The sequence below is a fragment of the Moraxella sp. TY6 genome (genome assembly GCF_048551375.1).
Lineage (GTDB): Bacteria > Pseudomonadota > Gammaproteobacteria > Pseudomonadales > Moraxellaceae > Faucicola.
Window position 1 is genome coordinate 87,041 of the sequence record NZ_JBLYZJ010000006.1, and the last position, 14,993, is coordinate 102,033.

At 43.2% G+C, this 14,993-nt stretch carries 16 protein-coding genes; 6 read left to right on the forward strand and 10 right to left on the reverse strand.

From position 1 onward, the window contains the following. Positions 1 to 5: 5 nt before the first annotated feature. Entirely contained in the window at positions 6 to 365 is a 360-nt protein-coding gene (locus ACK1U4_RS06130; RefSeq protein ID WP_419400731.1) for a hypothetical protein, read from the reverse strand. Between the two features lie 182 nt (positions 366 to 547). Continuing rightward, the gene (locus ACK1U4_RS06135; RefSeq protein ID WP_419400732.1) at positions 548 to 1,162 is read right to left on the reverse strand and encodes a methyltransferase domain-containing protein; all 615 of its coding nucleotides are present in this window, start codon (positions 1,160 to 1,162) and stop codon (positions 548 to 550) included. Between the two features lie 394 nt (positions 1,163 to 1,556). Between ACK1U4_RS06135 and arcD the strand changes: the two genes are divergently transcribed. The 6 genes from arcD (at position 1,557) to ACK1U4_RS06165 (ending at position 8,176) form a co-directional block, all read left to right on the forward strand. Continuing rightward, positions 1,557 to 2,981, forward strand: a complete 1,425-nt coding sequence (gene arcD, locus ACK1U4_RS06140) for an arginine-ornithine antiporter (protein WP_419400733.1) — start codon at positions 1,557 to 1,559, stop codon at positions 2,979 to 2,981. Positions 2,982 to 3,048: 67 nt separating this feature from the next. Further along, the gene (arcA, locus tag ACK1U4_RS06145) at positions 3,049 to 4,311 is read left to right on the forward strand and encodes an arginine deiminase (RefSeq protein WP_419400734.1); all 1,263 of its coding nucleotides are present in this window, start codon (positions 3,049 to 3,051) and stop codon (positions 4,309 to 4,311) included. Positions 4,312 to 4,755: 444 nt separating this feature from the next. Continuing rightward, on the forward strand, positions 4,756 to 5,766 hold the full coding sequence (locus ACK1U4_RS06150; protein ID WP_419400735.1) for an ornithine carbamoyltransferase: 1,011 nt from the start codon (positions 4,756 to 4,758) through the stop codon (positions 5,764 to 5,766). 115 nt (positions 5,767 to 5,881) lie between these two features. After that, positions 5,882 to 6,811, forward strand: coding sequence for a carbamate kinase (gene arcC, locus ACK1U4_RS06155; protein ID WP_419400736.1), 930 nt, complete (start codon positions 5,882 to 5,884; stop codon positions 6,809 to 6,811). A 162-nt stretch (positions 6,812 to 6,973) separates the two neighbouring features. Beyond that, a complete protein-coding gene (gene purE, locus ACK1U4_RS06160; RefSeq protein ID WP_419400737.1) occupies positions 6,974 to 7,525 on the forward strand; it encodes a 5-(carboxyamino)imidazole ribonucleotide mutase in 552 nt (183 codons plus the stop codon). Positions 7,526 to 7,543: 18 nt separating this feature from the next. Then, positions 7,544 to 8,176: a hypothetical protein gene (locus ACK1U4_RS06165; protein WP_419400738.1), complete on the forward strand. Its 633-nt coding sequence runs from the start codon at positions 7,544 to 7,546 to the stop codon at positions 8,174 to 8,176. Between the two features lie 16 nt (positions 8,177 to 8,192). Here the strand turns inward: ACK1U4_RS06165 and ACK1U4_RS06170 are convergent, their stop codons facing one another. From ACK1U4_RS06170 to ACK1U4_RS06205, 8 genes are all read right to left on the reverse strand, one after another. Then, positions 8,193 to 8,885, reverse strand: coding sequence for a DUF3226 domain-containing protein (locus ACK1U4_RS06170; protein ID WP_419400739.1), 693 nt, complete (start codon positions 8,883 to 8,885; stop codon positions 8,193 to 8,195). After that, entirely contained in the window at positions 8,885 to 9,988 is a 1,104-nt protein-coding gene (locus tag ACK1U4_RS06175; protein WP_419400740.1) for an AAA family ATPase, read from the reverse strand. The genes ACK1U4_RS06170 and ACK1U4_RS06175 overlap by 1 nt, the downstream gene beginning before the upstream one ends. Positions 9,989 to 10,108: 120 nt before the next feature. Further along, complete coding sequence (gene nagZ, locus ACK1U4_RS06180) at positions 10,109 to 11,164, reverse strand: beta-N-acetylhexosaminidase (protein ID WP_419400741.1); 1,056 nt, start codon at positions 11,162 to 11,164, stop codon at positions 10,109 to 10,111. Positions 11,165 to 11,221: 57 nt separating this feature from the next. Further along, the gene (gene queF, locus ACK1U4_RS06185; RefSeq protein ID WP_419400742.1) at positions 11,222 to 12,091 is read right to left on the reverse strand and encodes an NADPH-dependent 7-cyano-7-deazaguanine reductase QueF; all 870 of its coding nucleotides are present in this window, start codon (positions 12,089 to 12,091) and stop codon (positions 11,222 to 11,224) included. A 15-nt stretch (positions 12,092 to 12,106) separates the two neighbouring features. Then, positions 12,107 to 12,439: a hypothetical protein gene (locus tag ACK1U4_RS06190; protein WP_419400743.1), complete on the reverse strand. Its 333-nt coding sequence runs from the start codon at positions 12,437 to 12,439 to the stop codon at positions 12,107 to 12,109. 1 nt (position 12,440) lies between these two features. Continuing rightward, entirely contained in the window at positions 12,441 to 13,214 is a 774-nt protein-coding gene (locus ACK1U4_RS06195; RefSeq protein WP_419400744.1) for an ABC transporter permease, read from the reverse strand. Beyond that, complete coding sequence (locus tag ACK1U4_RS06200; RefSeq protein ID WP_419400745.1) at positions 13,215 to 14,174, reverse strand: ABC transporter ATP-binding protein; 960 nt, start codon at positions 14,172 to 14,174, stop codon at positions 13,215 to 13,217. It lies immediately after the preceding gene. 135 nt (positions 14,175 to 14,309) lie between these two features. Beyond that, positions 14,310 to 14,921 (reverse strand): c-type cytochrome, encoded by a 612-nt coding sequence (locus ACK1U4_RS06205; protein WP_419400746.1) that lies wholly within the window; start codon positions 14,919 to 14,921, stop codon positions 14,310 to 14,312. Positions 14,922 to 14,993 lie beyond the last annotated feature (72 nt).

Consider the following 14,993-nt stretch of genomic DNA (forward strand, 5'->3'; position numbering starts at 1 on the left):
AGTAATCACAAACCTTTTGGCATTTTTAGCTCATTATCATTTTCTCGGTGAATAAAGTTTTGGGCTTCTTTCCACCCCTCTTCATCACCAAAATAAATCCGCCCATGCTGTGGGTCTTGATAAAACCGCATCATATTGCCTTTGCTATCTGCCATGCTAAAGGTCGCCAAAATATGCTCCCAACGCTTGCGGATATTGTCTTCATTTTGGTCACTCGCCAAAGTGGGCGTAAGGATATACGCCACTTCTTCGTATTGTTCTGGGGTCATGTGTTTTAGCACGTATTTGTTATCGACCAAGTTTTTGGCGATACGTTTGATATCTACTAATGTGACATCGCCGTCATCAAGTTCAAGAAATATCATTTTTTGTACCTCATTATTGTGCTAATTATTATTTTTAAGTAAGTAGACAATTTTAAATGATAACTCCATTAACCCCCTCTAACTCCCCCTTAACAGGGGGAGAACCGCTCCCTCCCCTGCGAAGGGGAGGGTTGGGGTGGGGTCATTGATACTTGTATTTAATTTTGTCCTTTTACTTCCCCCTATGGTCGCAAGCGTACAAACAACTCGCTACCCTGTCGAGGGGTGATGGAATTATAGCACGGCTCAAGGGTGACTATCGTAAAGTATCGTGACAACAAGGACTGATATTCCGTCAAACTACCACCAAATGGCGGACTTTGTTCAAAGTCACGGTCAAATAACACGCCAAACAGCTCCCCTGTCGGCTTGAGCAGTCTTGCCATTTGCTCGGCATATTCGACTCGGCGGTCTGGGTCTATGGCACAAAAAAATGTCTGTTCAATAATAAAATCAAATTGATAATCCGATGGTGACAAGGCAAAAAAATCTGCCTGTAGCAAATGCGAGGTCGGAAAGGTGGGATTGGCTTTGGCAAAATTGGCTAACGGCTGTTGAGCAAAATCCAATACGATGACGTTGGTAAAACCTTGCTCATGTAGGTATTGGGCTTCGTAGGCATTGCCTGCCCCTGCGATAAGCACTTGGCTGGTTTTATCCACGCCTTGTGCGATTAGGTGGTCGATATAGGCTTGTAAAGGCGGTGATATTTTACCAATATCCCAGCCTGTATAGCCGTGTTCATAGCGGTCTTGCCAAAATTCGGCGGTGTTAACTTGGTGATTGGGTGTGTTCATAAGGTCAGCCTTTTAATATCCATTTATGCTCAGATTGTATGTTAAATACGCTAATAATGCCATTACTGTTTTTTTGTACAAAAATTGGTTAAATCTTAAACAACCCTGTATTTGTTTGATAATAATTTTTAGACATTAAAAATTTGTTAATCACTTTTTGTTATATATGATTGATAATCACCCCAAAATGAGCCTACAATGAATTACTAAAAGTAATAAATCAGCAATAAAAATATTATAACTTATTGGTCAAAACCACAATTATTACGATAACCATTACAACTAATTACAACTAATTACAACTAATTACAACTAATCTTTATCACCGTTCTTGCGACCAATAACTATAATTCTAGATTTCTTTTATTTTTTGGGACTTATTAGGAGAATAACAATGTCCGACAACAGCAAACTCAAACTCGGTGCTTTAACCGCCCTTGTCGTTGGCTCGATGATTGGCGGGGGCATTTTCTCATTACCTCAAAATATGGCTTCAGGTGCAGGTGCAGGTGCAACGCTCATTGGTTGGGCGATTACTGCGGTCGGTATGCTGATGCTGGCTTTTGTGTTCCAAAATCTTGCTTTACACAAACCCGAACTGGACAATGGCGTGTATGCGTATGCCAAAGCAGGGTTTGGTAATTATCTTGGTTTTTCATCGGCATGGGGTTACTGGATTAGTGCGTGGATTGGTAACGTCAGTTATTTGGTGTTGCTATTTGGTACGCTCGGTTATTTCTTTCCTATACTGGGTGAGGGCAATACGCCAATCGCCATTGTGTGTGCCTCCATTTTATTGTGGTTAGTGCATTTGTTGGTATTGCGAGGCATCAAAGAAGCCGCCTTTATCAATTTGGTGACTACTATTGCCAAAATCGTGCCTTTATTGACCTTTATTGTGTTGGTCGGTTTGGCATTTAAAGCGGATGTGTTTAACACCGATTTTTGGGGCAATGCCGATGCCAATTTGGGCAGTGTCACTAACCAAGTCAAAAGCATGATGCTAGTCACCGTATGGGTGTTTATCGGTATTGAGGGTGCAAGTGTGTACTCTGCTCGTGCCGAGAAACGTAGCGATGTAGGTAAAGCCACTGTGATGGGATTTTTTGGGGTATTGGCATTGCTCGTGTTGGTCAACGTGCTATCACTTGGTGTGATGAGCCGTCCTGAACTTGCCGAACTCAAAAACCCTTCAATGGCGTCTGTATTACAACATGTCGTTGGCTCTTGGGGTGCAGCGTTTATTTCGATTGGCTTGATTATTTCTTTGACAGGGGCGTTGTTATCTTGGGTGCTATTGTCAGGTGAGATTTTATTCTCGGCTGCCAAAGACCACACCATGCCAAATTTCTTTGGCAAAGAAAATAAAAACGGTGTACCAGCCAATGCGTTATGGGTATCAAATGGGGCAATTCAGTTATTCTTAATCATCACTTTATTCTCTAGTAGCTCGTATTTGCAATTGCTGTATCTTGCTACTTCGATGATTTTGATGCCTTATTTCTTCTCAACAGCGTATGCGGTCAAACTTGCTTTGACAGGTGATGGCTACGAAACCGACAGTCGCCATAAAACTCGTGATTTGGTAATTGGTGTGGTAGCGATGGTATATAGTATGTGGTTATTGTATGCCGCAGGTGCGAAATACCTACTATTATCTGCCTTGCTATATGCCCCCGGTGCGATTGTGTATTACATTGCTCGCCGTGAAAACAACAAACTGGTCTTTACCAATATCGAAAAAGTCTATTTTGCCTTATCCGTCATCGGTGCGATTGTAGCGGCGATTGGATTATTTAACGGTTCGCTTGAGTTGTAAAAAGCGATGAAATTAACGTTTATTCTAAGCAGTATTATTATTCACAACAATCAAAAGGAGTCTTAACATGACCACACAACAAAATCAAAATAAAAAATTAGGTGTCCACTCTGAAGTCGGTAAACTTCACCGTGTGATGGTATGTACCCCCGGTTTGGCACACACTCGTTTAACCCCAGAAAATTGCGATAGCTTATTATTTGATGACGTATTATGGGTCAACCAAGCCAAACGTGACCACTTTGATTTCGCCACCAAAATGCGTGACCGCAATGTCGAAGTATTAGAAATGCACGACCTACTTGCCGAAACCGTCACCAATCCAGAGGCCCTAACATGGATTCTTGACCGCAAACTGACCCCAAACCGTGTAGAACTCACCACCCTTAATGAACTACGAAGCTGGTTTGAAGGCTTGACTGCTCGCCAACAAGCAGAGTATTTGATTGGTGGCGTGAGTGTACATGATTTACCAAAAGAATTGGGCGGTAGTAGCCGTGATTTGGTCGAAATTTCTCACGGTCATGCAGGCTTTGCTTTGCCACCACTACCCAACACCATGTTCACTCGTGATACCACTGCATGGATTTATGGTGGCGTAACCCTAAACCCTATGTACTGGCCTGCTCGCCGTCAGGAAACCTTGCTAACTTCTGCAATTTATAAATTCCACCCCATGTTTGCCAATGAAGACTACAAAGTATGGTTTGGCAATCCTGATGAATACTTTGGTAATGCCACCCTTGAAGGCGGTGATATTTTCCCAATCGGTAAAGGCGTGGTCTTGGTCGGTATGGGCGAACGTTCATCCATTCAAGCAATTGAACAACTTGCCTTGAGCCTATTTAAAAACAAAACTGCCGAACGTGTGATTGTCGCTGCTTTACCAAAATCACGCTCTGCCATGCACTTAGACACCGTATTTACCTTCTGTGACCGTGACTTGGTCAATATCTTCCCAGAAGTGGTAGACAATATTACCTCATTTAGCTTACGTCCAAGCGAAGATGGCAAAGGGCTAGATGTGCGTAAAGAAGACAAAAAATTCGTTGATGTTGTCGCCGAAGCATTGGGTCTAAAACAGCTTCGTGTGGTACAAACAGGCGGTGACGAATATGCCTCAGAACGTGAACAATGGGATGATGGTAATAACGTATTTGCCCTAGAACCCGGTGTGGTTGTCGGCTATGACCGCAACACTTATACCAATACCCTACTTCGTAAAGCAGGCGTGGAAGTCATCACCATCAGCTCATCTGAGCTAGGTCGTGGTCGTGGGGGCGGTCGTTGTATGACCTGTCCAATCATCCGTGATGCGGTGGATTATTAATTTGATGCTGATGTAAATATTGTAAATTATTAAGGCTTACGCAAAAATGCCATTTGTAGGTTGGGTGGAAGAATGACACCCAACATAAACCATTGAAATTGTTGGGTATCGCAAGCTCTACCCAACCTACGATTTGGTTAAATGCGTAAGTCCTAATTATAATCCCCCTCTTGCGGAATATATTCCTCACCTTTAAAAAAGGGGGACTTTGCCCTTGAATTAGATTGATATATAGGACAAAGCCCCCTCTTTCGTAAAGAGGGGGTTGGGGGAGATTCAAGGAAAATGGTTAATAACACTATTTTATACTAAGTAATGAAACAAAATTAAATACCAATACTTTTAACCCCTCCCCAGCCCTCCCCTTGTCAGGGGAGGGAGCAGTTCTCCCCCTGCTAAGGGGGAGTTAGAGGGGGTAAAATTATAAAATTAAAGGAAAATATCATGTCATTTAATCTACATAATCATAGCCTATTAAGCCTTGTTCATCATTCATCTCGTGATTTACGTTTTTTGCTTGATTTATCTCGTGACCTAAAACGTGCCAAATACAGCGGTACTGAGCAACAACGCCTAAAAGGCAAAAACATCGCCCTTATTTTTGAAAAAACCTCAACTCGTACTCGTTGTGCTTTTGAAGTCGCTGCTTATGACCAAGGGGCAAACGTTACCTATATCGACCCAACCTCATCACAAATCGGTCACAAAGAATCCATGAAAGACACCGCTCGTGTATTGGGTCGTATGTATGATGCCATCGAATACCGTGGCTTTCGCCAAGAGTTGGTGCTTGACCTTGACAAATATGCAGGCGTACCAATTTTTAACGGTTTGACCGATGAATTCCACCCAACCCAAATGTTGGCTGACGTACTTACCATGCTAGAAAATAGCGACAAACCGCTACACGACATCAGCTATGTGTATGTGGGTGATGCTCGTAATAACATGGGTAACTCATTGCTATTGGTGGGGGCGAAACTGGGTATGGACGTGCGAATTTGTGCCCCAAAAGCCCTACACCCTAGTGAAGATTTGGTCAAAATGTGCCAAGAATTTGCCGAACAAAGCGGTGCAAGAATCACCATCACTGATGACATCAAACAAGCCGTGAATGGCGTGGACTTTATCCACACTGACGTTTGGGTATCCATGGGTGAGCCTATCGAATCATGGGGCGAGCGTATCGACATCTTGATGCCTTATCAAGTCAACATGGACATGATGAAATTGGCAAACAATCCTCGTGTCAAATTCATGCACTGCTTGCCTGCATTCCACAACAGCGAAACCAAAGTCGGCAAACAAATCGCAGAACAATACCCAGCCCTTGCCAATGGTATCGAAGTGACCGAAGAAGTCTTTGAATCACCATACAACATCGCCTTTGAACAAGCTGAAAACCGTATGCACACCATCAAAGCTGTCATGGTATCAGCATTGGGTGGATTATAATCGTCAATTTTAGATAGACGTAGGGTGCGTTCAACGCACCTTTATAAATCAATCGCTTAACGCATCCTACGAATTCAAAAATATTGTGTGTATAAAAAATTAAAAGGAAATCACCATGCGTATTGTTGTTGCTTTAGGTGGTAATGCCCTACTACGGCGAGGTGAAGCACTCAGTGCCTCTAATCAACGTGAAAACGTGCGAATCGCCGCCAATCAAATCGCCAAAATTTATCCCAATAATCAACTGGTTATCGCTCACGGTAATGGGCCTCAAGTTGGACTATTGGCACTGCAAGGGGCGGCTTACGAAAAAGTCGAAACCTACCCACTTGACGTGCTAGGGGCAGAAACCGAAGGTATGATTGGCTACATGATTGAGCAAGAAATGGGCAATCTACTACCTCAAGAAGTGCCACTTGCCACCATCTTGACCCAAGTCGAAGTCGATAGCCAAGACCCAGCGTTTCAGCGTCCGACCAAACCGATTGGACCTGTGTACGACAAAGACGAAGCCGAACGCCTTGCGACAGAAAAAAACTGGACGATTGCCCCAGATGGCGATAAATTCCGCCGTGTGGTGGCTAGCCCACGCCCAAAACGTATCTTTGAAATCCGCCCTGTTAAATGGCTGTTGGACAATGGTACAGTGGTGATTTGTGCAGGCGGTGGTGGTATTCCAACCTATTATGACCAAGCAGGTCATCTCACTGGTGTGGAGGCGGTCATTGACAAAGACCTGTGTTCTGCCCTACTCGCCCAAGAGCTAGAAGCGGATTTATTGGTCATTGCCACCGATGTCGATGCCACTTATATTGACTTCAAACAACCCACCCAAAAAGCCATCGCCCAAGCCAATCCAGCGGACTTAGAAGCCATGAATTTCCCAGATGGGTCGATGGGTCCAAAAATCCAAGCTGCTTGTGAATTTGCTCGTAACACAGGTAAAGTGGCGGTAATTGGCTCACTTGCCAATATTGAAGCGATTGTACAAGGCACATCAGGTACTCGTATCAGCACCGAATATCAAGGCGTACAGTATTGTTAACAAATATTCTGACGATGTTTTCGTTAAAGATTGCCTCAAATATTATCGACCAAAATATCGCTAATCCATAAAAGCGTATCAAAACTTTTATTATGTTATTGTCAATTATCTTGATTGGCGATATTATCGTTAACTTTATTATGAATCTCTGAAGGCACTAAAATGTCAAACGCCACTTTACCCCCACCCATTACTTCCCCACAAGGTCAAGACCCAGATTTTAAACCTAAGGTCGGCATCATCATGGGGTCACAGTCCGACTGGGATACCATGCAACACACCGCCCAACTGCTAGCCGAATTTGGCGTGCCATTCGAGTGCGAAGTGGTATCGGCTCATCGCACGCCAGACCGCCTATTTGAGTATGCCAAAACCGCCAAAGCTCGTGGGCTAAATATCATCATCGCAGGGGCAGGCGGGGCGGCTCATCTTCCGGGGATGTGTGCCAGTCAGACGGATTTGCCTGTGCTGGGTGTGCCTGTGAAATCGTCAATGTTAAGCGGTTGGGATAGCTTGCTGTCCATCGTGCAAATGCCAAAAGGTGTGGCAGTGGGAACGCTTGCCATCGGTACGGCAGGGGCGTTCAACGCAGGCTTGCTTGCGGTGCAGATGCTCGCAATTAGCGATGAAGCTTTGGCAAAACAAGTCAGCGATTTCCGTGCTAAACAAACCCAAAGTATTTTGGATAATCCAACGCCAGGTGTGATGAACTAGCAGATTAAAGGGGATTTTATGCAAAGCGTCTTGGATAATCTACTCAATCAGCTTGCTATACCACCGCATAAAATCTCTGACTGTTGGCACAATCTGACCCAACATTATGATGAACTTCACCGCCATTATCACAATCTCACCCATATCCAAGCCTTGCTCAGTCACTTTGAACGGATAAAACCGCAACTGGCACAGCCGAGCGTTGTACTATTGGCGATTTTTTATCACGATGTGATTTATCAAACCCAAGGTAAAAATCCCAGTAGTAATGAACGCCAAAGTGCGGATTTTTTTATCCATGAATTAGGCGAATGTTTGCCAAACGATGTCGTTAATCGTGTGGTGGATTTTATCATGGCTACCGAAAAACACGAAATGGCGGATAAAACCGATAGCGATATGGCGTATTTTTTGGATATGGATTTGAGTATTTTGGGGCAAAGTGAGGCGATTTATCAAGCTTACGCCCAAGCGATTCGCCTTGAATATCAACACGTTCCGAAGTTTTTGTATAATTTTAGCCGTAAAAAAGCGTTAAAGCATTTTTTGAATAGAGAACGGTTGTATTTTACGGATGATTTTGTTGAAAAATTTGAAGGGCAGGCGAGAGAAAATATTGCCAATGAAATCAATCAGCTAAAATTATGGTAATCACTTTTTCAATTCATTATTGAAAAGTAGTAATCAGCCAGTTTTTAAAATTTTGGTAAATGATGTTGTCTTGATTCACCAAGTTAAGGGCTTTTGAAATATCTTGCGTTGGTTTGCTTTGGGTTGCAAGCCAAGTATAAACCTTTGCTTTATCAAAGGCTTGCGGTTTAAAATGCTCTTTATCAAAACTTTCTATAAACTGCTCAATCTGTTGCCATTGGGTCAGTTGGTTTGGATTTAAGGTAAGTTTTAACCACGTTTCAAGATAGCCCTCATCTTGATTGTTTGGCATGAGCCATACGCCAATTGGGTTAAAATCAATATGTTCAAAGACTAAGCCATGACTGGGTTCAACTGGCTGTCGTAAGCGAAAACCATATTGCTCACATACGTCACTCAACTGGTCGATATTTTGCTGTTGAATCGTGCGTTTTGGGGATTGGTGAAAATCCATGTCCATCAATGCCCCAATATGCGTATAGCGACCTTGAGGCAAGTCTTCAATCGCATAACCCAAAACATTCATAATGCCCTGTTTGCTGTTTTGGATTCTGACAGCCGTGTTAGGGGTCGTGAGTGCCAATTCCGCAGGCAAAACGACTTGAATATTCAGCGATAAGTTTAGCTGTTCAAACTGCAAAAACTGCTCAATAAAGTGTTTATCACCATAGCCTTCTACCAATAAAAGCTTGTTGCTAGTGTTTTTCATTAGCGTACTTCCATTTGTATTTTGGTGAGGTGATACAGTTTTTCTTCATCAAATACAGTGGCGATAAGTTTGCCATTGTCTGATTTGCGGACGCTGTGACCCATACGAAATAGTACGCCGTCCATGTCGGTGCGTTCTTTGGCGATTTGAGCGAAGCTTTCGATAGTGTCCCAACTGTGGGTGGTGGCGAATACTTGGATGTTAAAGCGGTGGGCGAGTTCAAAGATTAGTCGCCATACTTCGGGTTGTACACTGTAATGTAAGCCGTTTTCAAATTCATCTATTAATAAAAAACCATTGCGAGAATTTATTACCTTAAAAATAATTTGCAAAAGTCTAAATATTCCATCCCCCATACTATGTAAAGGAATTCTATTTTCTACTCCCTTTAAACGAACAAAAGGAACTCGAAAATTCGTATTAGTATCAGTTAGAAATGCTATATTTTGAATATTTTCGTCAATTAATTGAAGCATTTTAACAACTAAATCTTCCTCATTTGTTAAGGCTATTTGCTCCCATTCGGTTGCTAAAGTTTCAATGTTAATAGAACCTGTATCAACAAATTGATATTTAGGAAATGGTGGGTAATCAATACCGCTAACACCTGTGACTAAACCACTATTTATTAGCTTAAAGCTACTACGAATCATTAAGTCGTTACTAGGGAATTGATTTTTCAAGGTAAAGTAATTATCTGATTCATTAATGTATTTTGAAGAATCTAAAAAGCCAATATAACGATTTTGAGCATAACCTACTTGTAAATAAAAACTTTTACTACCAATATCAATAACATTTTGAGAAGAATCTTCACCTCTAGTCAGTAAATTTAGAAAAAGCTTTTCATCAAATTTTGGCTGAATTGTTTCAGTTTGCTCTGATTCTATTTTTAAAACACCATGTCTATTTACATTTCTGTTATCAACCAGCTTTTGAACCGTTTTAAGGTCAAAACCACTCGCTAACAAAGCCAACGCCTCAAGGACGGTACTTTTTCCTGAATTATTTTTCCCCACAATCAAATTCACATGACCCAATTTCTCAATCGTCACATCTTCCAAAATCCGAAAGTTTTTAATCGTCAAAGAATCTAAGTGCATAGCGATACCATTTATTTGAATTTATGGATAAAAAACCATTACCGTATCTTACCCATAAACTGAGCAACTTTCCACCCAGTTCAACGAACAATTACCTCAAAAAACTCATATAGCCATTCACTAACCAAACTGCCCAAACTGCTTTGCCACTTGCTGTTGGTAGCCCTGCCAAACGTTGGACTGACTAGCCGTATCCACAAGCGACCCTTGCCAACGAGGAATCACTGCCTGCATACGGTTAAGGCGGATTTGACTACTCGCCACCATCCGCTCATGCTGTAGCCGTTCAAACGCCACCAATGCCGATTCCCTATCGTTACACACCAGCCCCATATCACAGCCTGCCTTGAGTGCCGACATCAGTCTATCGCCTGCATCCCCTGCGACATGGGCGGCCTTCATCGACAAATCGTCCGAAAACACCACCCCATCAAACCCCAACTGCTCACGAATGATGCCTTGCACCCATTTTGGCGAAAAACCTGCTGGTTTATCATCGATTTGGGTAAACACCACATGAGCAGGCATCAACGCATCCAATAACGACAAATTCCGCATAAAGGGTTGCATATCTTGTTGATAAATCTCATCAAAACTGCGGTCATCATGGGCATCAGCATGGTGCGAATCGGGTGCAACCGAGCCATGTCCGGGGAAATGCTTACCTGTGGTCGCCATGCCTGCGGATTTCATGCCACGCATAAACTCGGCTGACAAGGCAGTGATGGCAGTTGGGTGAGCATGAAACGCCCTGTCGCCAATTACCGCACTCACACCATTGACATCTAGCACAGGGGCAAAGCTAAAATCCACGCCCACGGCTAGCACTTCGGTTGCCATGACATAGCCACTGGCAAAGGCAAGCTCTAGGGCATTAATGGGGTTGGTGTCGAACAATTCACCCAGCTTTCCCATCGGTGGAATGGGTGAAAAGCCTTGGCGAAAGCGAGCCACTCGTCCGCCCTCTTGGTCAACGGCAATCAAGATATTGGGATTGACGGCTCGAATGCTGTCGGTAAGCTCTCGGACTTGGGTCGGTGATTCGACATTGCGTCCGAATAGGATAACGCCACCGACATGAGGGTCGGCGAGGAGTTGTTGGTCTTCGGTGGTGAGGGTCGTGCCTGCTACATCTAGCATGAGTTGACCGATTTTTGGGGTTGAATGGGTTGTCATTGTGTTTTCCAAAGCTTACGATAAATTGGTTTATTTTACGCCAAACGATGACCAAAATCACTGCCGATTTAGTCGAGTCGGTTTCGGTAAAAGTGCCAAATCACTCACTCGACATGGATTGATGTCAATACCGCCTCGCCGTGTGTACCACGCACGTACCATCAGATTTTTGGGCGAAAAGGCTTGTGTCAAATCACTAAAAATCTGCTCAACACACTGCTCGTGAAAGCCATTATGCTGACGGAAAGTCAAAATATACTCAAGCAAACTTGCCTTATCAATCGGCAAACTATCTATCACAATTTCCACCGTTCCCCAGTCTGGTTGATTGGTCACAGGACAGTTTGAACGCAGTAAATGCGAATGGAAAATTTGAGGTTGGCTCGCTGTTTCAGCAGTTTTGGCAAAGGCTAAACATGAATTATCAACGTCTTGGCTAATCGCAATTTTTTTATTCCCATTAAATAAACAGTTGTCTAACGCATTGTCGATACATTCACCTTGCGGTTCGCTAATCGGTAGGCTTTGGGTGGTTTTAACGTCAAAAATATCAATCGTCACTTTGGCTTGTACGCAGGCTGATAGGTCGGTTTCAACGGTGTTTTTAACTGCTTGTTGATTGTCAAACTCGGTAAAATTTAGGCTGTTAAAGTAGAGTTTTAGCGATTTTGATTCGACAATATTGGGCGAAGTGGCAGGAATGGCAAGGCGAGCCATAGCGACTTGCGAAATGCCTTGTGGGTTGAGCCAAGACACTTCAAAGGCGTGCCACCAGTCCATACCAATACTTAAATTTTCGGCAGGTAGGGCGAGTTTGGCTCTGCCCAGTTCTCGTGGAATGGGGTAGAGAACTTGGGGGCTGTAGGTTTTTGGGTAATCGGTGCTTTGACCGAGTTTGGAATTTTCTGGGGTGTGATTAATATTCATGTTTTGTCTTATTGGTTAAAAGTTATGTTCTTCCGAATTTAAGCTTAATTCAAATGTTTTACCGTTTTGTTCGGGTTGCCAGCCTTTTTCTAACGCAATTTCAATAGCTTGGGCGACTAATTTTGGAGTAATGACTAAAGTTTCAAGATTATCAGCCCAAGAGCCAAAATGTCCAAAACCATCTAACATAACGTGTAATACGCAATTGCCATTTTCTTGTTTTTCAACAGCAAAGTTTAAACCGTCACCAGACATTAAATTCCAGTAGTCAGTTTTATGGCGAACTCGCCAACGATATTCAACATCATTAACAACAATTTTCCGAGAGCCTTTTTTTGGGATTGACATTTTATAGCCTTACTCTCGACCCATCTTTTAGCAAATAATACGCAATTGCATAAAAAATCCCTGTAAAAATCCCAATCGCCACCAACGACCCCCACACATTGACATCCGAATGCCCCAAAATCCCATAGCGAAACGCATTCACCATATACACAATCGGATTAATCAAGCTGACATTTTGCCAAAACTCGGGCAAATCCTTGAGCGAATAAAACACCCCACCCAAATAGGTCAATGGGGTCAGCACAAAACTCGGCACAATCGAAATATCATCAAACGAGCGAGCAAACACCGCATTAATCATACCGCCAAGCGAAAATAGGGCAGAAGTCATCACCACGGTAAACACGGTGACAAACGCATGAACCAACGTCAGTTTGGTAAAAAATAACGCCAACAGCGTGACAATCAAACCAATCGCCAAACCACGAAATAGCCCACCTGCGATAAAACCCAATAAAATCGTGTGTTTAGAAATCGGACTGACGAGCATCTCTTCGATATTGCCATGAAACTTCGTCCCAAAAAAACTCGATACCACGTTGGAGTAGCTATTGGTAATCACCGCCATCATAATCAACCCCGGTACGATAAACTGCATATACGGCACACCGCCCATGTCGCCCACTCGTGAGCCAATCATTTTACCAAAAATGATAAAATATAAGCTCATGGTAATGGCAGGGGGCAGTAGGGTTTGAGGCCAAATGCGTAAAATTCGGCGGATTTCTTTAATCGTCAGCGTGGTAAAGGCGACCCATTGTTTTTGAAAATTCATTTAATTCCCCAGTTTTTCTGTCAGATTTTTATCCACCACACTCAAAAACAACTCTTCCAAGCGATTGGACTTATTCCGCATACTGGCAATTTGCACATTTTGGGCGGTAAGCTGGGCAAATACATTGTTCAAACTTTCCCCTTTATTCAGCGTCACCTCAAGGCTTGATGGGTCTGGCTGATAAGACTTGATAACCTTGTTAAGCACAATCGGCTCATGCACAGGTTGGCTCAAATCCAGCACAAAAGTTTCCACATCAAGGCTTGCCAACAGGCTTTTCATATCGGTGTTAATCCGAATCTCGCCCTTGTCCAAAATCGCAATGTGCTTACACAACTGCTCGGCTTCCTCAAGATAATGGGTCGTCAAAATGATGGTCGTACCTTCTTCCGTATTGATTTGTTGCATAAACTCCCACATCGAACGGCGAAGTTCAATATCCACCCCTGCGGTCGGTTCATCAAGAATCAATAATTTTGGCTTATGAATCAATGCTCTAGCAATCATCAAACGGCGTTTCATCCCACCTGATAGCATACGTGCTTTATTGGCACGTTTTTCCCATAGTCCCAATGCTTTCAGCAGTTTTTCCGCCCTTGGTCTGGCTTCCTTAGCAGGGATACCAAAATAGCCTGCTTGGGTAATCAGAATATCTTCGACATTTTCAAACTGCATAAAGTTAAATTCTTGGGGAACAACGCCCAAAAACTCTTTGGCTTTGGCAGGATTTTTTAACAAATCAATGCCAAAAATCGACACCGAGCCACTAGACGGCTTGAACAATGAACTGATAATGCCGATGGTGGTGGATTTACCTGCTCCGTTTGCCCCCAGCAAGGCAAAAAATCCGCCTTGTGGCACGGTCAGGTCTATGCCTTTAAGGGCGGTAAAACCGTTGGTGTAGGTTTTGGTTAAGCCTTTGATTTGTAGGGCTGGCGTGTTTGCATTAAGTTCATTCATTTTTTAATCGTATCTAAATATAAACAGTAGGCTATTAATAGTGACTAAACATGAAAATTAAAGCCAAATTATACACCCAAAAACAAAAACAGCCCATAAAAATGGACTGTTTTATCAAACGCTAAATTGTCGGAATTATTTGGCACTATTAACCATATAGTCAACGGCATTGGTAACTTCGACATCTAACAGGTCAGTTTTACCACCTTTGGCAGGCATGGCGTTAAAGCCTTGTAAAGCATGTTGGTGCAGTGTGGCTGTGCCTTTACCAATACGAGCTGACCAGTCGCCTTTGTTGCCATATTTTGGAGCACCTAACAAACCTGCACCATGACAAGTTTGGCAAACGCCCTCATAAATCATTTTGCCTTCACGAGGGTTATTTGGGTCGGCTGGGCCTAAAGTAGCGGCGATAGTGATATCACACTCTTGACCTTCAAAACATACCTTGCCTTGTGGGGCGATACGAGCAATCAGATTAGGGTACAATGCCACTAATTTTGCGGTTTGAGGTGGGTCTTGAGGGATTTTTGGCTCTTCTTTTTTTGGGGCAGAAGCAGGAGCAGATGCCACACTTGCCACAGGTGCAGAAGCAGTCGCACTGGCTGAACTGGCGGTCGTGGTTGTGACAGTGGTGGTCGTGGTTGTGGTGGTTGATGCAACCACGGTTTCATTAGCGGCTTGGCTGACAGCGATACCTGCTACACTAAGCAAGCTGACCGCTGATAACATAACTACTTTTTTCATTCGTCACGTTCTCTCAAAATAGGTGAAATAGGTTATCGATTCACTTTTAACAATAACGAGAATATCAATTAT

Bases quoted from the DNA above. Each gene is read 5' to 3' on its own strand.
- ACK1U4_RS06130 (WP_419400731.1), bottom strand. From the start codon at position 365: ATGATATTTCTTGAACTTGATGACGGCGATGTCACATTAGTAGATATC.
- ACK1U4_RS06135 (WP_419400732.1), bottom strand. From the start codon at position 1,162: ATGAACACACCCAATCACCAAGTTAACACCGCCGAATTTTGGCAAGAC.
- arcD (WP_419400733.1), top strand. From the start codon at position 1,557: ATGTCCGACAACAGCAAACTCAAACTCGGTGCTTTAACCGCCCTTGTC.
- arcA (WP_419400734.1), top strand. From the start codon at position 3,049: ATGACCACACAACAAAATCAAAATAAAAAATTAGGTGTCCACTCTGAA.
- ACK1U4_RS06150 (WP_419400735.1), top strand. From the start codon at position 4,756: ATGTCATTTAATCTACATAATCATAGCCTATTAAGCCTTGTTCATCAT.
- arcC (WP_419400736.1), top strand. From the start codon at position 5,882: ATGCGTATTGTTGTTGCTTTAGGTGGTAATGCCCTACTACGGCGAGGT.
- purE (WP_419400737.1), top strand. From the start codon at position 6,974: ATGTCAAACGCCACTTTACCCCCACCCATTACTTCCCCACAAGGTCAA.
- ACK1U4_RS06165 (WP_419400738.1), top strand. From the start codon at position 7,544: ATGCAAAGCGTCTTGGATAATCTACTCAATCAGCTTGCTATACCACCG.
- ACK1U4_RS06170 (WP_419400739.1), bottom strand. From the start codon at position 8,885: ATGAAAAACACTAGCAACAAGCTTTTATTGGTAGAAGGCTATGGTGAT.
- ACK1U4_RS06175 (WP_419400740.1), bottom strand. From the start codon at position 9,988: ATGCACTTAGATTCTTTGACGATTAAAAACTTTCGGATTTTGGAAGAT.
- nagZ (WP_419400741.1), bottom strand. From the start codon at position 11,164: ATGACAACCCATTCAACCCCAAAAATCGGTCAACTCATGCTAGATGTA.
- queF (WP_419400742.1), bottom strand. From the start codon at position 12,091: ATGAATATTAATCACACCCCAGAAAATTCCAAACTCGGTCAAAGCACC.
- ACK1U4_RS06190 (WP_419400743.1), bottom strand. From the start codon at position 12,439: ATGTCAATCCCAAAAAAAGGCTCTCGGAAAATTGTTGTTAATGATGTT.
- ACK1U4_RS06195 (WP_419400744.1), bottom strand. From the start codon at position 13,214: ATGAATTTTCAAAAACAATGGGTCGCCTTTACCACGCTGACGATTAAA.
- ACK1U4_RS06200 (WP_419400745.1), bottom strand. From the start codon at position 14,174: ATGAATGAACTTAATGCAAACACGCCAGCCCTACAAATCAAAGGCTTA.
- ACK1U4_RS06205 (WP_419400746.1), bottom strand. From the start codon at position 14,921: ATGAAAAAAGTAGTTATGTTATCAGCGGTCAGCTTGCTTAGTGTAGCA.